General features: G+C 42.1%; 14 protein-coding genes and 2 pseudogenes. 7 read left to right on the forward strand and 9 right to left on the reverse strand.

Annotated features, from left to right (window positions below; translation table 11 throughout):
- Window positions 1-20 precede the first annotated feature (20 nt).
- The 4 genes and pseudogenes from rutC (at window position 21) to B3J29_RS09445 (ending at window position 3,348) form a co-directional block, all read left to right on the forward strand.
- Window positions 21-401: a pyrimidine utilization protein C gene (gene rutC, locus B3J29_RS09430; RefSeq protein WP_004646493.1), complete on the forward strand. Its 381-nt coding sequence runs from the start codon at window positions 21-23 to the stop codon at window positions 399-401.
- 178 nt (window positions 402-579) lie between these two features.
- Window positions 580-1,062: pseudogene (rutF, locus tag B3J29_RS09435) on the forward strand (NADH-dependent FMN reductase RutF); the annotation flags it as partial.
- 33 nt (window positions 1,063-1,095) lie between these two features.
- Window positions 1,096-2,457: a pyrimidine utilization transport protein G gene (rutG, locus tag B3J29_RS09440; RefSeq protein WP_286965123.1), complete on the forward strand. Its 1,362-nt coding sequence runs from the start codon at window positions 1,096-1,098 to the stop codon at window positions 2,455-2,457.
- A gap of 51 nt (window positions 2,458-2,508) precedes the next feature.
- On the forward strand, window positions 2,509-3,348 hold the full coding sequence (locus B3J29_RS09445) for an NAD(P)-dependent oxidoreductase (RefSeq protein WP_414632208.1): 840 nt from the start codon (window positions 2,509-2,511) through the stop codon (window positions 3,346-3,348).
- A gap of 120 nt (window positions 3,349-3,468) precedes the next feature.
- Here B3J29_RS09445 and B3J29_RS09450 read toward each other — a convergent pair whose 3' ends face one another.
- From B3J29_RS09450 to lipA, 3 genes are all read right to left on the reverse strand, one after another.
- Window positions 3,469-3,861 carry a carboxymuconolactone decarboxylase family protein gene (locus B3J29_RS09450; RefSeq protein ID WP_005234879.1) on the reverse strand — a complete coding sequence of 131 codons (393 nt, stop codon included), beginning with the start codon at window positions 3,859-3,861 and terminating at the stop codon, window positions 3,469-3,471.
- A gap of 166 nt (window positions 3,862-4,027) precedes the next feature.
- Window positions 4,028-6,532, reverse strand: coding sequence for an acyl-CoA dehydrogenase (locus B3J29_RS09455; protein WP_286965128.1), 2,505 nt, complete (start codon window positions 6,530-6,532; stop codon window positions 4,028-4,030).
- 350 nt (window positions 6,533-6,882) lie between these two features.
- Window positions 6,883-7,896 carry a lipoyl synthase gene (gene lipA / locus B3J29_RS09460; protein ID WP_005234883.1) on the reverse strand — a complete coding sequence of 338 codons (1,014 nt, stop codon included), beginning with the start codon at window positions 7,894-7,896 and terminating at the stop codon, window positions 6,883-6,885.
- Between the two features lie 217 nt (window positions 7,897-8,113).
- On the opposite strand from lipA, the gene sthA reads away from it, so the two are divergent.
- Window positions 8,114-9,529: a Si-specific NAD(P)(+) transhydrogenase gene (sthA, locus tag B3J29_RS09465; RefSeq protein WP_005234884.1), complete on the forward strand. Its 1,416-nt coding sequence runs from the start codon at window positions 8,114-8,116 to the stop codon at window positions 9,527-9,529.
- 52 nt (window positions 9,530-9,581) lie between these two features.
- Here sthA and B3J29_RS09470 read toward each other — a convergent pair whose 3' ends face one another.
- Window positions 9,582-10,460, reverse strand: coding sequence for a LysR substrate-binding domain-containing protein (locus tag B3J29_RS09470; protein ID WP_034170052.1), 879 nt, complete (start codon window positions 10,458-10,460; stop codon window positions 9,582-9,584).
- Window positions 10,461-10,620: 160 nt separating this feature from the next.
- Between B3J29_RS09470 and B3J29_RS09475 the strand changes: the two genes are divergently transcribed.
- Window positions 10,621-12,138: a UxaA family hydrolase gene (locus tag B3J29_RS09475; protein ID WP_005234887.1), complete on the forward strand. Its 1,518-nt coding sequence runs from the start codon at window positions 10,621-10,623 to the stop codon at window positions 12,136-12,138.
- Between the two features lie 152 nt (window positions 12,139-12,290).
- Complete coding sequence (locus B3J29_RS09480) at window positions 12,291-13,307, forward strand: 2-keto-3-deoxygluconate permease (RefSeq protein ID WP_034170051.1); 1,017 nt, start codon at window positions 12,291-12,293, stop codon at window positions 13,305-13,307.
- 93 nt (window positions 13,308-13,400) lie between these two features.
- Here the strand turns inward: B3J29_RS09480 and B3J29_RS09485 are convergent, their stop codons facing one another.
- The 5 genes and pseudogenes from B3J29_RS09485 to B3J29_RS09505 form a co-directional block, all read right to left on the reverse strand.
- Window positions 13,401-13,730, reverse strand: coding sequence for a four-helix bundle copper-binding protein (locus B3J29_RS09485; protein ID WP_286965133.1), 330 nt, complete (start codon window positions 13,728-13,730; stop codon window positions 13,401-13,403).
- A 300-nt stretch (window positions 13,731-14,030) separates the two neighbouring features.
- A pseudogene (locus tag B3J29_RS09490) lies at window positions 14,031-14,870 on the reverse strand (TauD/TfdA dioxygenase family protein).
- 185 nt (window positions 14,871-15,055) lie between these two features.
- Complete coding sequence (locus B3J29_RS09495; RefSeq protein WP_034170050.1) at window positions 15,056-15,190, reverse strand: hypothetical protein; 135 nt, start codon at window positions 15,188-15,190, stop codon at window positions 15,056-15,058.
- Window positions 15,183-16,397: an MFS transporter gene (locus tag B3J29_RS09500; protein ID WP_286965135.1), complete on the reverse strand. Its 1,215-nt coding sequence runs from the start codon at window positions 16,395-16,397 to the stop codon at window positions 15,183-15,185. Before B3J29_RS09500 ends, B3J29_RS09495 begins: the two co-directional genes overlap by 8 nt.
- A gap of 179 nt (window positions 16,398-16,576) precedes the next feature.
- A complete protein-coding gene (locus B3J29_RS09505; RefSeq protein ID WP_005234901.1) occupies window positions 16,577-17,656 on the reverse strand; it encodes an OmpW/AlkL family protein in 1,080 nt (359 codons plus the stop codon).
- Between the last annotated feature and the right edge of the window lie 214 nt (window positions 17,657-17,870).

Here is a 17,870-nt window from a genome sequence, read left to right on the forward strand (position 1 = left end):
CAGGATTAAGGAAAAAAAGTATGCCTAAAGAAATCATTATTCCCGCAGGAACATCAAAACCACTCGCACCGTATGTACCGGCAACTAAGGCAGATAATATTGTGTATGTGTCCGGTACATTGGCCTTTGATGAAAATAATAATGTAGTGCATGTCGGTGATGCCGCAGCACAGACCCGTCATATTCTGGAAACCATCAAGCGTGTGATTGAAGAAGCCGGTGGCAGCATGGATGACGTAACGTTTAACCATGTCTTTGTCAAAGACTGGGCAGATTATGCTGCGATTAATGCAGTGTATGCAGAGTATTTCCCGGGAGATAAGCCGGCACGGTATTGCGTACAGACAGGTTTGGTCAAACCTGATGCGCTAGTCGAAATTGCTTCGATTGCCCATGTATAAGCCGATCCACCTGATTCAATCTCATTACTAGATGCCCCAAGTCTAAAACTGAATATTGACTTGGGGTCGGGAGAACAGCATGAATGCCAAATTATCTAAAATCATCACAGAGACAGTTGCAGAAAATAACGCATTAAATAAGGTTTTGGCGACTAACGCATCTGGCGACATCATTACCCAAGTCGATCAGCAGATTTTCCGTCAGGGCATGTCCAATCTGGGTGCTGCGGTGAATGTGATTACTACGCAAGGCGATGCAGGAATGGCTGGATTTACCGCTTCGGCCGTATGTAGCGTGACGGATACACCACCAACGTTGCTGGTGTGCCTGAACCGTTCTGCTTCAGTCTATGAAACCTTTAAAAAGAATCAGGTGTTGTGTGTGAATACCTTGGCATCACATCAACAACATCTCTCCAATCTGTTTGGTGGAAAGGCACCAATAGCAGAGCGTTTCAGCCAGGGGAACTGGAAAACCTTGGTGACCCAGTCACCTGTACTTGAGGATGCCTTAGTCAGTTTTGACTGCGAGGTGGTCCAATGTTTATCCGTAGGCAGTCATGACGTGCTGTTCTGTGAGGTGAAAGCCATGTGTCAGAGTCAAGGCAATGCGCTGATGTACTTCAACCGTTCTTACTGTGAGCCACACAAAATGTGCTAATTCAATTCAATCCTAATCAAGGAGGGGAAGCCGATGCAAGAAAAAGAAACGTGGTTTCCAAAATTTAAGCCTTACCAAGGCAATCTCGATACCACACCCGTGCAAACAGATGAATATCTGCCTGCTGGGAAAAGTATTATTCTCGGGTTACAGCATGTGTTTGCCATGTTTGGCGCAACCGTGCTGGCACCCTTATTAATGGGGTTTGATCCCAATCTCACAATTTTTATTACCGGGATTGGTACCATTTTATTTTTCCTGATCACGGGCGGTCGATTGCCTAGTTATCTGGGATCTAGCTTTGCCTTTATTGGTGCGGTCGTCGCAGTGACGGGGTATTCCGGAGTTGGAGCGAATCCTAATATCGGACTGGCGCTTGGCGGTACGATTGCTTGCGGTATTGTTTATGCCTTGATTGGGCTGCTGGTGATGAAAACTGGTACCAACTGGATTGAAAAACTGATGCCACCTGTAGTGACAGGCGTGATCGTAATGATTATCGGTTTGAACCTAGCTCCAGTGGCAATCAAAAGCGTTTCAGCGAACCAGTTTGATTCCTGGATGGCATTAATCACTATTATCTGTATCAGTGTGATTGCTGTATTTACACGAGGAATGGTGCGCCGTCTGTTATTGTTATTGGGCTTATTATCTTCCTACCTGATTTATTTCCTTTTCACCAATGTGATGGGCTTCGGACCTGCGATTGATTTTACTAAGGTCAGTGAAGCAGCATGGTTTGGTTTGCCAAATTTCCAAAGTCCGGTCTTTGAAATGAATGCCATGCTGATGATTGCACCAGTAGCAATTATCTTGGTTGCAGAAAATCTGGGGCACTTTAAGGCAGTCTCTGCGATGACCGGTAAAAACCTGTCTCCATATATGGGTCGTGGTTTCTTGGCTGATGGGGTGTGTACTTCATTATCAGCTTCTGTGGGTGGTACGGGGATGACCACTTATGCCGAAAATATCGGTGTCATGGCAGTCACCAAAGTTTATGCAACCACTGTATTTGTCTTTGCTGGTATCTTCGCCATCTTACTTGGGCTTTCACCTAAATTCGGTGCAGTGATCAGTACCATTCCAGTGGCCTTGTTGGGTGGTGCATCGATTGTCGTATTTGGTCTGATTACTGTGGCTGGTGCGAAAATCTGGGTGGATAACCGTGTTGATTTTACCAAGAACAGTACGCTGATTATTGGTGCAGTCTGTCTGATCATGGGCACAGGGAACTATAGCTTGCAGATTGGTGGTTTTGATCTGGGCGGTATTGGTACTGCAACTTTAGCTGCGATCTTACTCAATCTGTTCCTGAACCGTGGTGAAGATAAAGAATTGCCAGCATCTGAACCAGCTGAAACCGTAACTGAGGTTGAGGCTAAGCCAGTCGCTTAATATGAGGAGCATTTTTTGAGTCATTCAATTGCATTTTTAGGACTCGGGGCAATGGGCTGGCATATGGCCTCCCATTTGCCAAAACTCGGGCATCAGGTTTGGGTCTGGAATCGAACCGAACAGAAAGCTGTAACGTATGCTGAAATTTTTGCAACTCAAGCAGTGAGTATTAAGCAGGCGGTTCAGGCAGATTTTATCTTTTCCTGTTTGCCGACCAGTCAGGATGTGGAAGCATTGATTGCAGCCCATCCACCCAAACAAGGTGCAATCTGGATTGACTGTACCAGCGGTGTACCGGAATCTGCCCAGAAACTGGCGAAGCTCTTGGAGCAACAAGGCAGTTTTTATCTGGATGCACCGGTTTCTGGTCAAACCGTTGGCGCAGAAAAAGGCACTTTAACTGTGATGGTGGGTGGCAATGAACAAGCCTTTGAACGAGCCAAACCGATCATTGATGCCTTTGCTGGCCTGATTGAATATGTGGGAGAAAGCGGTTCTGGCTTTGCGGTAAAAGCTGTGAATAATACCTTAATGGCGACTCACTTATGGGCATTGGCTGAAGGGCTGACTGTGCTGAAAGGGCAGGGTGTTGATTTAAGCAGTGCACTAAACTGTATTAATCATTCCAGTGGTAAAAGCAGCATGTCGGAAAATATCATGGCACAGCGTGTACTAAGCCGTGAATTTAATAAGACCTTTGCACTGGATCTATTACAGAAAGATATTGGCATTGCCTTGGAGTTGGTACAGCAACAGCAACTGGATTTATCAGTAATGTCTTTGGTTCAGCAAGAGTTTCAGCAGATTGCCAAACCACAGGCCAGTCAGCTGGATTTCTCCGCTGCGGTGCAAGGACTGGAACAGCGGACTCAAATTGAATTAAGAGGATAATCTTTTCAAACAATATTAAAGAAGTATAGCTATAGATATATCAGTTTAAAATTTAAAAATCCGGGAATTTTAATTCCCGGCTTTATTATTGATAAGCTAGTTAAATAGCCTAAGCAATTCTTACTTCTGCTGATTTGCCTGATATTCCTGAATTACTTCAAGCGCTGCACGGAAGGCTTCCTGTGTGGCAGGGGCACCGCAGTAAGGCAGGCTATGCAGTAGCACTTCTTGAATTTCTTCAACTGTTGCACCATTATTCAAAGCGCCACGAACATGGCCTTTCAATTCAGTCGGGCTTTTTTGCGCGGTAAGAAAAGCAATGGTAATTAAAGAACGGTATTTACGTGGTAAAACCCCTTCACGTTGCCAGGTTGAACCCCAGGCATGTTCATTAATCCAGTCCTGCAAAGGCTGAGTAAAAGGAACCGTATTGTCCTGGGCACGTTTTACAAAACTTGCACCCATCACTTCAGTACGGACTTTCAAGCCATTTTCATAATCTTGTTGTGACATCATTGACCCTCAATTTTATTATGGGTGTAGCTTAACGTTTTATCTCTTAAATACCATCGTGCAATAGTCGTAAAAAAGTGGCTGAATAGCCACTTGAGATATCCAAAGTGAAGTCAAGAAATAACTTCACTTTGTAATCAAGATCTGATTTAGATAAAAGTTCTATCTAAGGACTGGTTGAATGTGAAGGTGCACTTTGAACTGAAGTATCAGTACCTGTTGCATCTGCTTTCGAAATATGAGGATTTTCCAGCTCCAATACTTCCTGTAAATGCAAATCGAAGACATCAGTCAACATGCTGTCATAGCGACGCGCATTATAGTGCAGTAACTTATTGGCTTCTTCTTCATTAATAAAGCCTTGTCCATGCGCATCAGCCACATGATCAGCAAAACTGAGTCCCTTAAATTGACCTTTGTTTTCGGCTTTCTTAAAGCGATCCCAAAGCTGCTCAATCTCCAATAACATGGTGAAGGTTGATTCCATACGACCATTCACATCATCTTCCGCCGTGCTATAGAAAACATGCTTTTTCAGTACCTGCCGGAAAGTGTTATCTTCCATCATGACATTTGCGACTTCCTGTTTAAGTCGGTCAGATGGTTTCGCGACAGGTCGGCCAAATGGGAAACAGATGAGTTTGACCATGCCAGCAGCAACACCCACCGGGAAGTTCGCAAACAGGTCATAAAACGCTTCCTGAGCGGTATATAAAGATTTCTCAATTGCCAATTGTGCATGCAGACGTTCAGCTTCAGTTTTTTTACTATGTTCAAAAAATTTCAGAATTGCCGTCGCAATAAACAAATGGGCATGAATATCAGCCAGACGGCCAGAAAGCATTTCCTTGCGTTTAATATCACCTGCTAATAAACCTAAACACATATCTGCAGTCAGGGCAAAGTTGGCACTGAGCCGGTTGATAATCTTGTAATAAGGACGGGTAAAATCAACCGCACTTTGTGGCGCAGCACTTGAACCACCGCTAAAAGCATAGGCAAAAGAGCGGGCAGTCCGGTTAAAGGTATAACCCAGATGCTTAAACAACATAGTATCGAATGGATTCAGAGCGGCTTTCGGGTCTTCAGCTTGCAGAAGCTGTAATTCTTCATACAGATAAGGATGGCAACGCATCGAACCTTGACCAAAGATCATCAATGAACGGCTCAGAATATTGGCGCCTTCAACTGTAATTGATACTGGAATGGCTTGATAGTTTAAGGCCAAAAAGTTACGAGGCCCCATCTGAATGGCGCGACCACCCACGACATCCATACCATGATTGACGATTTTACGCATGGTCTCAGTGGCGTAGTATTTGGCAATCGCGGTCATGACTGCCGGCTTACCACCTTGATTCAAGCCACAAGTCACTAAATAACGGAATGCTTCCAGCATATAGGCATCACTGGCAATTTCGCTATTGGCTTCCTGTACGCCTTCAAATTTACCCACCGAAATCTTGAATTGCTGACGGATTCGCGAGAACGCGCTGACATTCAGATAAGTCATTTCGGCACTAGAGGTAGATAAAGCCGGTAGGGAAATACCACGACCAACCGCTAGACATTCCATCAGCATACGCCAGCCTTTACCGGCATTTTTCACTCCACCAATGATCCAGTCTAAAGGAATAAATACATCCTTACCTTCAACAGTACCATTCATAAAAGGGGAGCTAGGATTATGTCGTGGACCGACTTTTACCCCTTCATGATTGGCTGGTAATAAGGCACAAGTAATCCCATAATCCGTTTTATCACCGAGTAGATGATCAGGGTCATACATTTTAAAAGCCAGACCGACGACAGTGGCAATTGGTGCTAGAGTAATCCAGCGTTTGGAGAAATTCATTCTCAGTCCCAAGACTTCCTGACCTTCAAACTGTCCATAGCAGACCACACCGGTATCTGGAATTGCACCGGCATCTGAACCGGCCTCAGGACTGGTCAGACCAAAACATGGGATTTCTTCACCTTTAGCCAGACCGGGTAAATAACGATCTTTTTGCTCATCGGTACCATAATGTAGTAACAACTCACCCGGCCCGAGAGAGTTAGGCACCATACAGCTCACAGCAGCAGTGAGAGAGCGTGAAGAAATTTTGCTCATCACTCGGCTCTGAGCAAAGGAACTAAAGGCACGACCGCCGTATTCTTTGGGAATAATTAGTCCCAAGAAACCGTTATCTTTAATATATTGCCAGATATGTTCAGGCAGCATTTTCTTCTCATGAATTTCCCATTCATCCAGCATGCTACAGAGCGTTTCGACTTCGTTATCCAAGAATGCCTGTTCCTCAACGGAAAGTTTTGGATAGGGATAGCTATTAAAGGTTTCCCAGTTCGGCGCACCCATAAAGAGTTCTTTTTCCCACCAGCTGGTGCCGGAATCAAGAGCCTCACGTTCTGTCGGGCTAATGCTCGGCATGCCATCCGCTAAAGCTTTATAGGCTGGCCTGGAAATGAAAGACATGCGCAAAGGTTCGATCATGACGACCAGACTGATCAGGATCAAAGGAATGCCCAGAATCAGTGACCAAGGACTGATAAAGGCACAAACCACTGACATGACAATCAGGGTAATTGTACCAGTGGTACGGGAAAGTTGAAAAAAGAAAATCGCCCATAAACTGGCAATGAGAAGAAGTACGGCGAAAATAAATAGCATTGTTATATTTCTCCAGGGTCATACAATTGTGATGCTGCCGATCTCCCTAAGGTGTCTTCATAAGACTTGATCAATTTTTTTACATCGCTTAGCAATTGGCAAATTCACAATTGTTCTTGTGAGAACAATCGTTATTAAATATTTCAACGATATATTGAAGTGTTTTATCTGTTTTTGAGATTGTTTGAAAAATGCGCAGTCTTCAAGTGAGAACACGCAAAGAAATGTGAAGATAAGTAATAACTTAATCTCCAAGAGAGGGTAGATAAAATTATTAAAAAGTGAACAAATATAAATTTAGTTAGGCATAAAAAAGCCCTCTACTTGAGAGGGCTTTGATCTAAGTCATTTTAAGCTTCAATCGCCTGTACAGCGATTTTTTTTGCTGGATCAACTTTACGGCGTACTTCTGGAACCGGTTCACCATAGTATTGACGATCCGCAAAGTAACTTGAACGTACCATCGGTGCTGACCAGATATTCTTAAAGCCAAGCTTACGGCCATGTTCTGCATAACGTTCGAATTCTTCTGGCGTTACAAAACGGTCGATTGGCGCATGCTGTTTAGATGGCTGTAGATACTGGCCAATCGTTACATAATCCACGTCATGTGCTTTCAGGTCATCCAGCAAAGCAATGACTTCTTCTTCAGTTTCACCAATGCCGACCATCAAACCACATTTGGTTGGAATATCCGGACAGTATTCTTTAAACATTTTTAACAGGTTTAAAGAGTGCTGATAATCTGAACCTGGACGCATCGCTTTATACAGACGTGGCACAGTTTCGATATTGTGGTTAAACACGTCTGGTGGACATTCAGTCATGATGCGTAAAGCGATGTCCATACGACCACGGAAATCAGGTACCAGAATTTCTAGCAAAGTCTTTGGACTCAAAGCACGAGCTTCTTTAATACAGTCTACAAAATGCTGTGCACCGCCATCCAATAGGTCATCACGGTCTACTGAAGTGATGACTGCATATTTCAGACCCAGGTTGGCAATCGTTTCTGCCATATGACGCGGCTCGTCTGGATCAAGTGCATTTGGACGACCATGTGCCACATCACAGAACGGACAGCGACGCGTGCAAATATCACCCATAATCATAAAGGTTGCTGTACCCCCACCAAAACATTCAGGCAGGTTCGGACAGGCAGCTTCTTCACATACGGTATGCAGTTTTTGCTGACGAAGTGTAGTTTTAATACGCTGAACTTCCTCGGGAGCGGCCATTTTCACGCGGATCCAGTCCGGCTTACGTGGCGTTTCAACCGTAGGAACAACTTTTACAGGAATACGGGCGACCTTTTCTGCGCCGCGAAGTTTGATACCCTGTTCAGGTTTACGGTTTTCAGACATATATAACTTTTCCACTGTTTTGAAGGAGGGAGATAAATCAAAGTTAACACTTTTTTAATTATAACGAAACTCAGGTGAAATAGGGTGAAAAGGATTATTCATTTAAAAAATGTTCTTATCACACAATATATGTAAGTTAAATACACCAAATTGGTAGCAATTACGTCATAATATAGCGTAGATTAAAGCAAAATTTTTTAATTTTAAGGAGCGTTGAATGCCACGTAAAAAAGAGGTCGTTAGTGGAACTTTCGTTAAGTACGATGCGGTAGTTCTAGGTTCAGGCCCTGCGGGCGAAGGCGCGGCAATGAAACTTGCCAAATCTGGTAAGCGTGTTGCAATTGTAGATATGCGTGAACAGCTGGGTGGTAACTGTACACACGTAGGTACGATTCCAAGTAAGGCATTGCGTCAAACGGTATCCAGCATCATCCGTTATCAACGTGATCCAATGTTTCAAAAAGTAGGTGAATGGAAACAATTCACTATGAAACAGGTACTGCGCAATGCACATAAAGTGATTCAGCAGCAGGTGGATACTCACTCACGTTTTTATGACCGTAACAAGATTGATATCTATCATGGTCGTGCTTACATTCAAGACGAAAATACGATCTTTGTATTTACACCAGATGGCATAAAAGAAACCATTATGTTCCAGCAACTGGTGATTGCGACGGGTTCACGTCCATACCGTCCAGAGATTCTTGATTTCAATCATCCACGTGTATTTGATTCAGACAAAATTCTGGATCTGGATTTCTCGATCCAAAAAATCATTATTTATGGTGCAGGTGTGATTGGCTGTGAATATGCATCAATCTTTATTGGATTGGGACATAAGGTTGACCTGATCAACACCCAACCAAAACTGCTGAGCTATCTGGATGATGAAATCTCCGATGCGCTGTCTTATCACTTACGCGAACAGGGTGTATTGATCCGTCATAATGAACAGATCGACTTCCTTGAAACTTCTGATGATTATGTCGTTCTGCATACACAAAGCGGCAAGAAAATTAAGGCAGACGCTATTCTGTGGTGTAACGGCCGTTCAGGGAATACTGACGGTTTAGGCCTTGAAAATATTGGCCTGAAACCAAACAGCCGCGGTCAATTAACCGTGAATGAACAGTATCAGACTGAAGTCGAAAATATCTATGCTGCAGGTGACGTGATTGGCTGGCCATCATTGGCTTCTGCTGCCTATGACCAAGGTCGTTGCGCAGGTGCCAACATGAGCGGTGAGCAAGACGTTGCACCCGTAACTGATATTCCGACTGGTATTTATACCATTCCAGAAATTTCTTCGATCGGTAAAACTGAGCAGCAGCTGACTGAAGAAAAAATCCCGTATGAAGTGGGTCAGGCTTCTTTCCGTCATCTGGCGCGTGCGCAGATTACCGGTGATACGGTTGGTGAATTAAAAATCCTGTTCCACCGCGATACACTGGAAGTTCTAGGTGTGCATTGTTTCGGTAATAATGCTTCGGAGATTATCCACATTGGTCAAGCGGTCATGAACAGCCCGAACAATACGATCAAGTATTTTGTGGAAACTACATTCAACTATCCAACGATGGCGGAAGCCTATCGTGTGGCAACCTTGAATGGTATGAACCGTTTATTCTAATTTGATTTATTCAGGTTAGATCAAAAACCCGCAAGCTCAATTTGCGGGTTTTTTATTTATCATAATTTTGGCATAACCACTGAATAAACAGTTGGGCTTCATCAGATATGTTTTTCCTCGGGTCTACAATTGCATAATATTGAAATTGAGGCTGCGCTGTAATATCAAATAGTTGTACGAGTGATCCTTGATTAATGAGTTTATTTACTAGTGATTCTCTAGCTAACGCTATACCCCAGTTATTTTGTGCTGCATGATAAAGTAAAGATAAATCTTCAAAGCGATGTCCTTGTATAGGTTCTTTCCATTCTAAATGTGCTTGCGTAAACCAAGGTGACCAAGGCTCTAAATAGCTCCTTAAAAGGTCACAGTTTTTAAGATCCCTAGGTGAACGAATATTCTTTATTTTTACATAATAAGGCGATGCAACTGGGAAAATAGTATCTCGGCTAATCTGATAACTTTGCATACCAGGGTAGATTCCAGTTCCATATCTAATATCAAAATCAACTTTGCTAATTTCATAATCAAGCTGTGATTTTGCAATTTCTATAGCAATCTCAATATCTGGATACTGTTCTAAAAAGTCTTTTAAACGAGGAAGTAAATAAATATTTGCGAAAGTAGGAGGAGACGATAGCGTAACTGTTTTTTGATGAGGGTTATTCGAGTTAATTTTATTAAGACTATCTAGTGAATGTAGGGCTTTTTTTACTGACTGATAATAGGATGCACCTGTAGCACTTAAATTTAACTTGCGTGTAGTTCGCTCAAATAAAACAGTATTAAGTAATTTTTCTAAGGTCTGAATCCGATGTGAAATTGTACTACGGGTAACATTAAGTTCATCAGCTGCTTTGGAAAATGATGAATGCCTAACTACAGCTTCAAAAGCATAAATAAGATGAAGAGGAGGAATCCTTCCTGGCATAAATTGTCCAATCCTATTCAACAATGTGTCTTTTAAATATCACAGATTGTCAAAAATAAAAAGACTATGATGAATTCAATCAGACATTTTAATATCTGATAGCACTAGCAAAATATAAAGACATTATGGACTCAGCCAGCTACTAGAAAGGAAGCAAACAGTGAACACATCTTATATTCTTCAATTGCATCCGAATGATAATATTGCAATTGCCAAAAGCCCTTTGATATCACGCACACCGATTACAGAAGAGATTGCTACTTTAGAAGATATCCCTGCTGCCCATAAAGTCGCACTAAAAGATATTTTCAAAGGTGAAGCTGTATTACGTTATGGTCAGATTATTGGTTTTGCTACCCAGAATATTCTAGCGGGTCAGCATGTTCATATACAAAATTTGGCCATAGCTGATTTTGATCGTGACTACGCGTTTGGAGAAAATGTAATTCCAATAGCAACTGCGCTGCAGCCTCGAAATTTTTTAGGAATTAAACGTGCAGATGGACGTGTAGCTACTCGGAATTATGTGGGAGTAATCAGTACAGTCAACTGTTCAGCAACAGTGGTAAAAAAAGTTGCTCAGTATTTTGACCACCCAGAAATCATAGACAATTATCCTAACGTAGATGGCGTAGTAGCATTATCACATAGTTTTGGTTGTTGTATTGATCATCATGGTGAAGGGCTCAAGCAATTACGTCGTACTATTGCAGGTTATATGGAGCATCCTAACTTTGCAGCGGTAGTAATCATAGGATTAGGGTGTGAAGCCAATCAGTTGAAACCACTTCTTCAATCAAAAAATCCAGCATATGCTAGTAAAATAAAATCACTGGTTATGCAGGAAGAAGGGGGGACACAAAAAACTATTGATAAGGCGATTGCGTTAGTGCAAGAAATTTTACCTGAAGCAAATCAAGTGAGCCGAGAGCCGCTACCATTATCTCATTTATGTGTCGCTCTGCAGTGCGGTGGCTCCGATGGATACTCTGGAATTACTGCTAATCCTGCCCTAGGTGTAGCTGTTGATCATTTGGTTGCACATGGCGGTACAGCAATCTTATCGGAAACTCCAGAAATTTACGGTGCAGAACATCTATTAACACGTCGGGCGGTGAATAATGAAGTAGGTCATAAATTAGTAGAGTTGATTCATTCTTGGGAAGCTTATGCTGATCGTGAAAAAGGTAGTATTGATAATAATCCTACTCCTGGAAATAAGGCGGGCGGTCTTACTACTATTCTAGAGAAGTCACTGGGTGCGGTAGCAAAAAGTGGTTCAACACCATTAAAAGGTGTGTATCGTTATGCGGAAACTATTGACACACAAGGCTTGGTATTCATGGATGCACCAGGTTATGACCCTATGGGAGCTACTGGCCAAATTGCCGGTGGGGCAAATTTAGTTGCCTTCACGACAGGACGTGGTTCTTGTTTTGGTGCTAAACCTTCACCCTCAATCAAAATTGCAACGAATACTGCTATGTATGATCGGATGCTAGATGATATGGATATTAATTGTGGAAATATTATGGACGGAACATCAAATGTGGCAGAAAAAGGTCAAGAAATTTTTGAAATGTTTATTCGTGTAGCCTCGGGTGAGAAAAGTAAAAGTGAAGCGTTAGGAATTGGTGGAGAAGAATTTGTACCTTGGATGATCGGTGCACAAATGTAAAAAGGAAATTGCTCAATAAGAGTAATGGTTTTGATCTCCACAGCCGCAATAAATATCTTTCTATTTTAAAAAATAGTTTCAAAATAATTAAGATCAGTATTGCTTTATCAAAACCATAACTCTTCAGGATGGAATTCGAGGGAGTTTTTAAAATGGAAATTAAAAAATTTATAGATAAAGTACCTGGTGGAATGATGCTAATTCCACTTTTAATTGGTGCAACAATTCATACATTTGCACCAGATACTGCTGAATATTTTGGTTCATTTACTAAGGGAATTATTACAGGGGCTGTACCAATTTTAGGAGTCTGGACTTTCTGCTTAGGGGCTTCTATTAATGTTCGTGCTACTGCCACTGTCGTCAGAAAAGCAGGAGCCGTTATCGGTGCAAAATTATTTATTGCCTGGATGTTAGCTCTAGTTTTAGGTTCTCTCATGCAGCCAGATGAAATGTTGAATACTCCGCTATTTGCGGGTTTTTCTATTTTAGCTATAGTGGTTGCATTTGATATGACCAATGCTGGTCTTTACTCTTCATTAACGTCAGAATATGGAACTAAAGAAGAGGCAGCAGCAGGCGCACTCATTGGAATTGAGTCTGGCCCTTTATTTACTATGCTTATTTTAGGTTCAGCTGGTGTTGCTTCTTTTCATCCTGCCGCTCTAGTAGGAGTGGTTCTACCATTTTTGTGTGGTTTCTTATTAGGCAATCTAGATGAAAAAATGAGAGACTTTTTTGCTCCTGCAGCGAAAGTAATGATTCCATTTTTTGGTTTTGCTCTGGGTAATAGTATTAATTTTGGACTAATTCTAGAAACTGGATTACCTGGAATTATTCTAGGTGTTACTGTTGTCTTGATTTCGGCTCTCTTTTTAATACCAGCAGATATATTTTTGGCCAAAGGTAATGGTACAGCAGGAATAGCAGCATCTAGTACAGCAGGTTCTGCAGCCGCTACACCAATGCTTATTGCTCAGGTAGCCCCACAATTTGAGGTTGTGGCACCAGCAGCAACTACTTTAATTGCAGCCTGCGTAGTTATTTCAGCAATTATCGTGCCTTTACTTACATCTTTATGGGTTAAAAAGTTTGCTTATAAAATTGATGATATAAGAGCTAAAAAAACTGAGTTTAAAGCAGAATTTTCCAAAATTACAGATACCTAAAATCTTAAATAATAAGAAAAACCCGCAAGTTCGATTTGCGGGTTTTTTATTTTCTAAATTGAAAAAGTTCAATCTAGCCAGTAATGCTGGAAATTAAGCTGCCATTTTGCGGCATTCTTCAGCACAGCGACGGCAAGCTTCTGCACATTGCTGGCAATGATCATCCTCATGATGGCCACATTCTTCTACACAATAATCGCAAGCTTTAGCACATAGCTCGCAAATCTCTTTCATAAATAGAGATTGCTTTTGTTGCATGCGGGCGCAGAGCTGACACAGATCAGCACAGTCCAGACAGCGCTGAATACATTCCCGCATCATTTCTAAATCTTCTTCTTTCAGGCAGGCACTGGCACAGTTGGTACAGGCCAGCGAGCAAGTCATACATGCGCGGACACAATCTGAAAATTGAATCTCGTTCATTTTCTTCTCCTTTTTGCAGCTATAGCAATCGCTTGTTTTTTAATACGCTAAGCAGAAAAGGAAAAATACACTAGGCAGTTTGAGTGAGAAAAAGTAATCTAATTACCGATTTTGTTAAAAGCTGTATTTCTAAAAAATTTAATTCAAAGCATCTCTCCTGATATTGCCAAAATAGGATGATTGAAGATTTAAAAATAAAACCATTGAGGTGGTCATTCCTCAATGGCGGAAAATCTACATGATGAGTCGTTATTGTCGAAGGCTTAAATAACCTTTCTCTTTATTATATTTTTATGGAGATTAAAATGGACGACTACCTGCCAAGCTGATCCGTTTTAATAAACGGCGTTGATCAGCGGGGAAAGGACGGCGTGAATGTAGAGTAACCTGATTATCCCAGAACACGATATCGCCTGCTTCCCAATTGTGCTCATAAGCGAATTCAGGTTTTAAGACATGTTCACGTAATTTTGCAATCAGTTCACTGCCTGCCTGATCGTCATAATTCACCAGCTCAACTTCGGTATGGGTATTTAACCAAAGCGCTCTACGCCAGATTCAGGATGGGTACGTACCAGTGGGTGCGGGTAGGCGTGACCTAAAATTGACTCATCTTTAAAGCGATACCTTGGCATATTACCCGCATAAGCATTACCACCTTTATTGCTTTGGAAGCGCACAAATGGATTATAGGTAATGAGCTGTAACTGGTAGGGGTGTCCACTGGTGATCGGCATGCGGTGCAAGTTCACCATGGCCGGTGTAATCCCCTTGACCGACTGCATTGGAAACTGGTACGACATCAGGTGGGGGGCCCGTATCGGTTTTAGAAGCTAGCACTGGCGTGTCAGCATCTGGACGGAAGATTGAACCGAAATAGGTGGCAAAGGCAAGATACTGTAGATCATCCAGACTTTGGTTTCTAAAGATCAGGATCAAGTGTTCGGCCAGAGCTTGCTTCAGACGCAGGATGATTTCACCAGATTGGGCTTTGCGGGCATCGAGGCCATAAACCACTGCGCCTAGCGCTTGATCTGCCTGCGGAACAATTTTAATTTCATCAGTATTCTGGAACTGATCTTGCTGATGCCAGCGTGGTGCATCGTGAATGGCTTGTGAAAGTTGGGTCAAGCTTGTCATTGGAAAGTCTCTGAATTTTCTTGTTGTAGAAAATCTAAAAAAATCCAGAGCAAAAATAAAATCACAAGAATTGCTAAACTTATGAAAATTCGGATAAAAATATCTAAATGATTGAATTGAAATCTTTTAATTAATATGGCAAAACAAAGTCCTAAAGCTGCTGAAAAATGTCAAATATTTGACAATCAGTGTGCGCAAAAAGCCTGGTTAAAGTACTCAAACAGTTCTGGAGTCTGGCTCCAGAGCAATAGAGAAATAGCGAGGAGAAGTACCATCGCTACCGCAATGGAAAGCTTGAGCAGAAAAGTGGAATCAGTCATGTACAATTTGCTCCTCATTTACCCATAAGTGCACCAGTACGCCAAAAATACTTAAGGCAATCGACAGCATCCATACTGCATTATAGTTACCACTCATGTCATGGTTTACACCGCCGAGCCAGCCGCCAAAGAATGAACCGACCTGATGGGTAAAGAATACAATCCCGCTGAGCATGGTCAGATATTTCACGCCAAACATATTGGCAACAATACCATTGGTGAGCGGTACGGTAGAAAGCCATAATAATCCCATGATGACACCAAACGCATAGACCGTCCAGGTGCTTAAAGGCAGCATCAGAAAGGCGATAATCGCAATCCCGCGCAGACCGTATAAGCCCATTAGCAGACGTGGTTTGGAATACTTTCCACCGAGCCAGCCAGCCGTATAGGTACCGACAACATTAAACAGGCCCACCAGCGCCAGGAAAATCGTGCCAGTTGTAGCATTGAACCCATGATCAATCAGATAACCCGGCAGGTGAATCCCGATAAAGACCACCTGAAAGCCACAGACAAAAAAGCCCATCGCCAGAAACCAGAATGGCTTATGGTTTTTGACTACCACTAAAATCTCTTTAAAGCTTAGTGAAACTTTATTCGGTGTAGGAGTCGCATTCGGATCGACATACATCGGGGCTTTTAGCATCCAGGCCAAAGGTACAATCAAAGCGATTAAAATTGCGCTGACAACAAGTGCTGCTGACCAGCCGACATTCTGTAAAAGTAACAGCGTTGAAGGCAGCATAATAAACTGGCCGAAGGAGCCTGCTGCACTGGCAATCCCCATTGCCAGACTGCGTTTTTCAGGTGGTGCAGCTCGTCCAACCGCAGACAATAAAACCGGGAAAGAAGTCGCAGACAAAGCCAGACCTAAAATCAGTCCGACGCTGAGATTCAATAGTAATCCGGTTGAACTGACAGCCATCAATAACAGACCAAGCGCATATAAGGTACCGCCAACGGCAACGACAATCTTGCTGCCATATTTGTCAGCGAAGGCACCAGTAATGGGCTGAACAGCACCCCAGATCAGGTTCTGCATGGCAATGGCTAAACTAAAGACATTATGACCCCAGCCAAATTCTTCACTCATTGGCACCAGATACAGGCCAAATGCATGACGAATCCCCAAAGATAAGGCCAGAATAATGGCAGCGCCAATCAGCATAAAAATCAGGGTTCTGGAAAATTGACTGTCAGCCATAAGTCATTCATGCATATAAAGTTGATAGGTATAGTATTCGATTCAACCTAGAGAGGCGATAAAATAAAAATTAATCAAACGATAAATTTTTTTTATAGCTGTATAGAACGTCAGAAAATAAAACAACGGCCGTAGCCGTTGTTCTGGAATTTTGAGGTTTGAATAGAAATTGTAATTGATTAGAAACGCATCCCGAATCCTGCATAGGCCAGAATTGGATTGACTTCAATATCGGCTTTGGAGGTAATTAATTCACCCAAACTATCATCAGAAACAGTAATAGTGGTTTCATTTTTCAGATGAGCATAAGATACAGAACCTACCGCGAACCAAGTATGATTAAAATCATAGGTGAAACCGACGGTGGCTATCGGAGCGAATGCATCGGTTGCTTCAAGATCTACTGTAGGATTGGCATTGCTCGGTTTACCTTCCAGTGAAGCTCCGGCATTGCCTTCTTTGATATTGGCAATCATATGACCGGCTGCAATCAAATCCTGTTCAGTACGCGGGTTAATCTCCAATTCATTAAAGTAAGCGTACATTATCCCTAAGCCGACATAAGGGCGAAACTTATTAACTCCGGTTTTTCCAAAATGATATTGTAATTCAAAGGCAGGCGTCCAAGCACGTGCTGACGCTGCAGGACCATGAGCTTCTAAATCAGTAATAAAAATATCATTTTGCAGATCGATATTTAGAAATTCTAAAGGCAAACTACCGATTTGAGGTGTAGCGATCGCAGCGAAAGGAGCATAAATTTTTCCTTTGCCTTGTAAGTCCACTTTGGGTGGAATGCCGGCTTTCATTTCAAGTGATACGTGATCGGTAAAAAAGTAATTACTTAAAATCCCAAGGGTAGTGACATCATCTGCTTCCAGACCGGTGCCCGGATTATTCCACTCCTCCAACCCTTGAATTCGTGAACTACCGCTGAGTCCACTACCTAATTCACCACCGGTAAAAAAACCCAGAAATTCTAATGCTGCTGCAAGACCCTCTTGGTCAACATTAGAATTCAAGTTATTCAATACAGTATCGACTTGAATAGTACCATTTCTGGCAACTTCACCATTTTTTACAGCAGTATTAACTTGAAAAGGCTGAGCTTTTCCTTGTGGCATGACATGCAGTGCACCAACTGAAACGGAAAATCGCTTAAAGCCATCGCCATCCTGTAGGCTGAAATATGGGGATTCTGCATGTGCAAGCAGGGGTAGTGTGGCTAGACCTGCCATGCATACCATGATTGTCTTCATTGTTCAGAGGACTCCTTGTCCGTGCTAGTTATTTTTTTTTCTATTGGACAATTTAGTTAAATCTCACCAATTTACACAGTTACAGAACGAGTAGTAAAAAGTTAACAGAAAGTAAAAAATGCCAAAATTTGTATAAATTGTATTAATAAAATATATATTTATGTAAAAATTATCATGAATAGTGAAGATAAATAGGATGTTAATTTTTATAAAA

Origin of the sequence: Acinetobacter sp. UBA5984 (assembly GCF_002429925.1) — a bacterium.
GTDB lineage: Bacteria > Pseudomonadota > Gammaproteobacteria > Pseudomonadales > Moraxellaceae > Acinetobacter > Acinetobacter variabilis.

Excerpts from the sequence above, each read along its gene's own strand:
- rutC (WP_004646493.1), top strand. The coding sequence starts at position 21 with ATGCCTAAAGAAATCATTATTCCCGCAGGAACATCAAAACCACTCGCA.
- rutG (WP_286965123.1), top strand. The coding sequence starts at position 1,096 with ATGCAAGAAAAAGAAACGTGGTTTCCAAAATTTAAGCCTTACCAAGGC.
- B3J29_RS09445 (WP_414632208.1), top strand. The coding sequence starts at position 2,509 with ATGGGCTGGCATATGGCCTCCCATTTGCCAAAACTCGGGCATCAGGTT.
- B3J29_RS09450 (WP_005234879.1), bottom strand. The coding sequence starts at position 3,861 with ATGTCACAACAAGATTATGAAAATGGCTTGAAAGTCCGTACTGAAGTG.
- B3J29_RS09455 (WP_286965128.1), bottom strand. The coding sequence starts at position 6,532 with ATGCTATTTATTTTCGCCGTACTTCTTCTCATTGCCAGTTTATGGGCG.
- lipA (WP_005234883.1), bottom strand. The coding sequence starts at position 7,896 with ATGTCTGAAAACCGTAAACCTGAACAGGGTATCAAACTTCGCGGCGCA.
- sthA (WP_005234884.1), top strand. The coding sequence starts at position 8,114 with ATGCCACGTAAAAAAGAGGTCGTTAGTGGAACTTTCGTTAAGTACGAT.
- B3J29_RS09470 (WP_034170052.1), bottom strand. The coding sequence starts at position 10,460 with ATGCCAGGAAGGATTCCTCCTCTTCATCTTATTTATGCTTTTGAAGCT.
- B3J29_RS09480 (WP_034170051.1), top strand. The coding sequence starts at position 12,291 with ATGGAAATTAAAAAATTTATAGATAAAGTACCTGGTGGAATGATGCTA.
- B3J29_RS09485 (WP_286965133.1), bottom strand. The coding sequence starts at position 13,730 with ATGAACGAGATTCAATTTTCAGATTGTGTCCGCGCATGTATGACTTGC.
- B3J29_RS09495 (WP_034170050.1), bottom strand. The coding sequence starts at position 15,190 with ATGACTGATTCCACTTTTCTGCTCAAGCTTTCCATTGCGGTAGCGATG.
- B3J29_RS09500 (WP_286965135.1), bottom strand. The coding sequence starts at position 16,397 with ATGGCTGACAGTCAATTTTCCAGAACCCTGATTTTTATGCTGATTGGC.
- B3J29_RS09505 (WP_005234901.1), bottom strand. The coding sequence starts at position 17,656 with ATGAAGACAATCATGGTATGCATGGCAGGTCTAGCCACACTACCCCTG.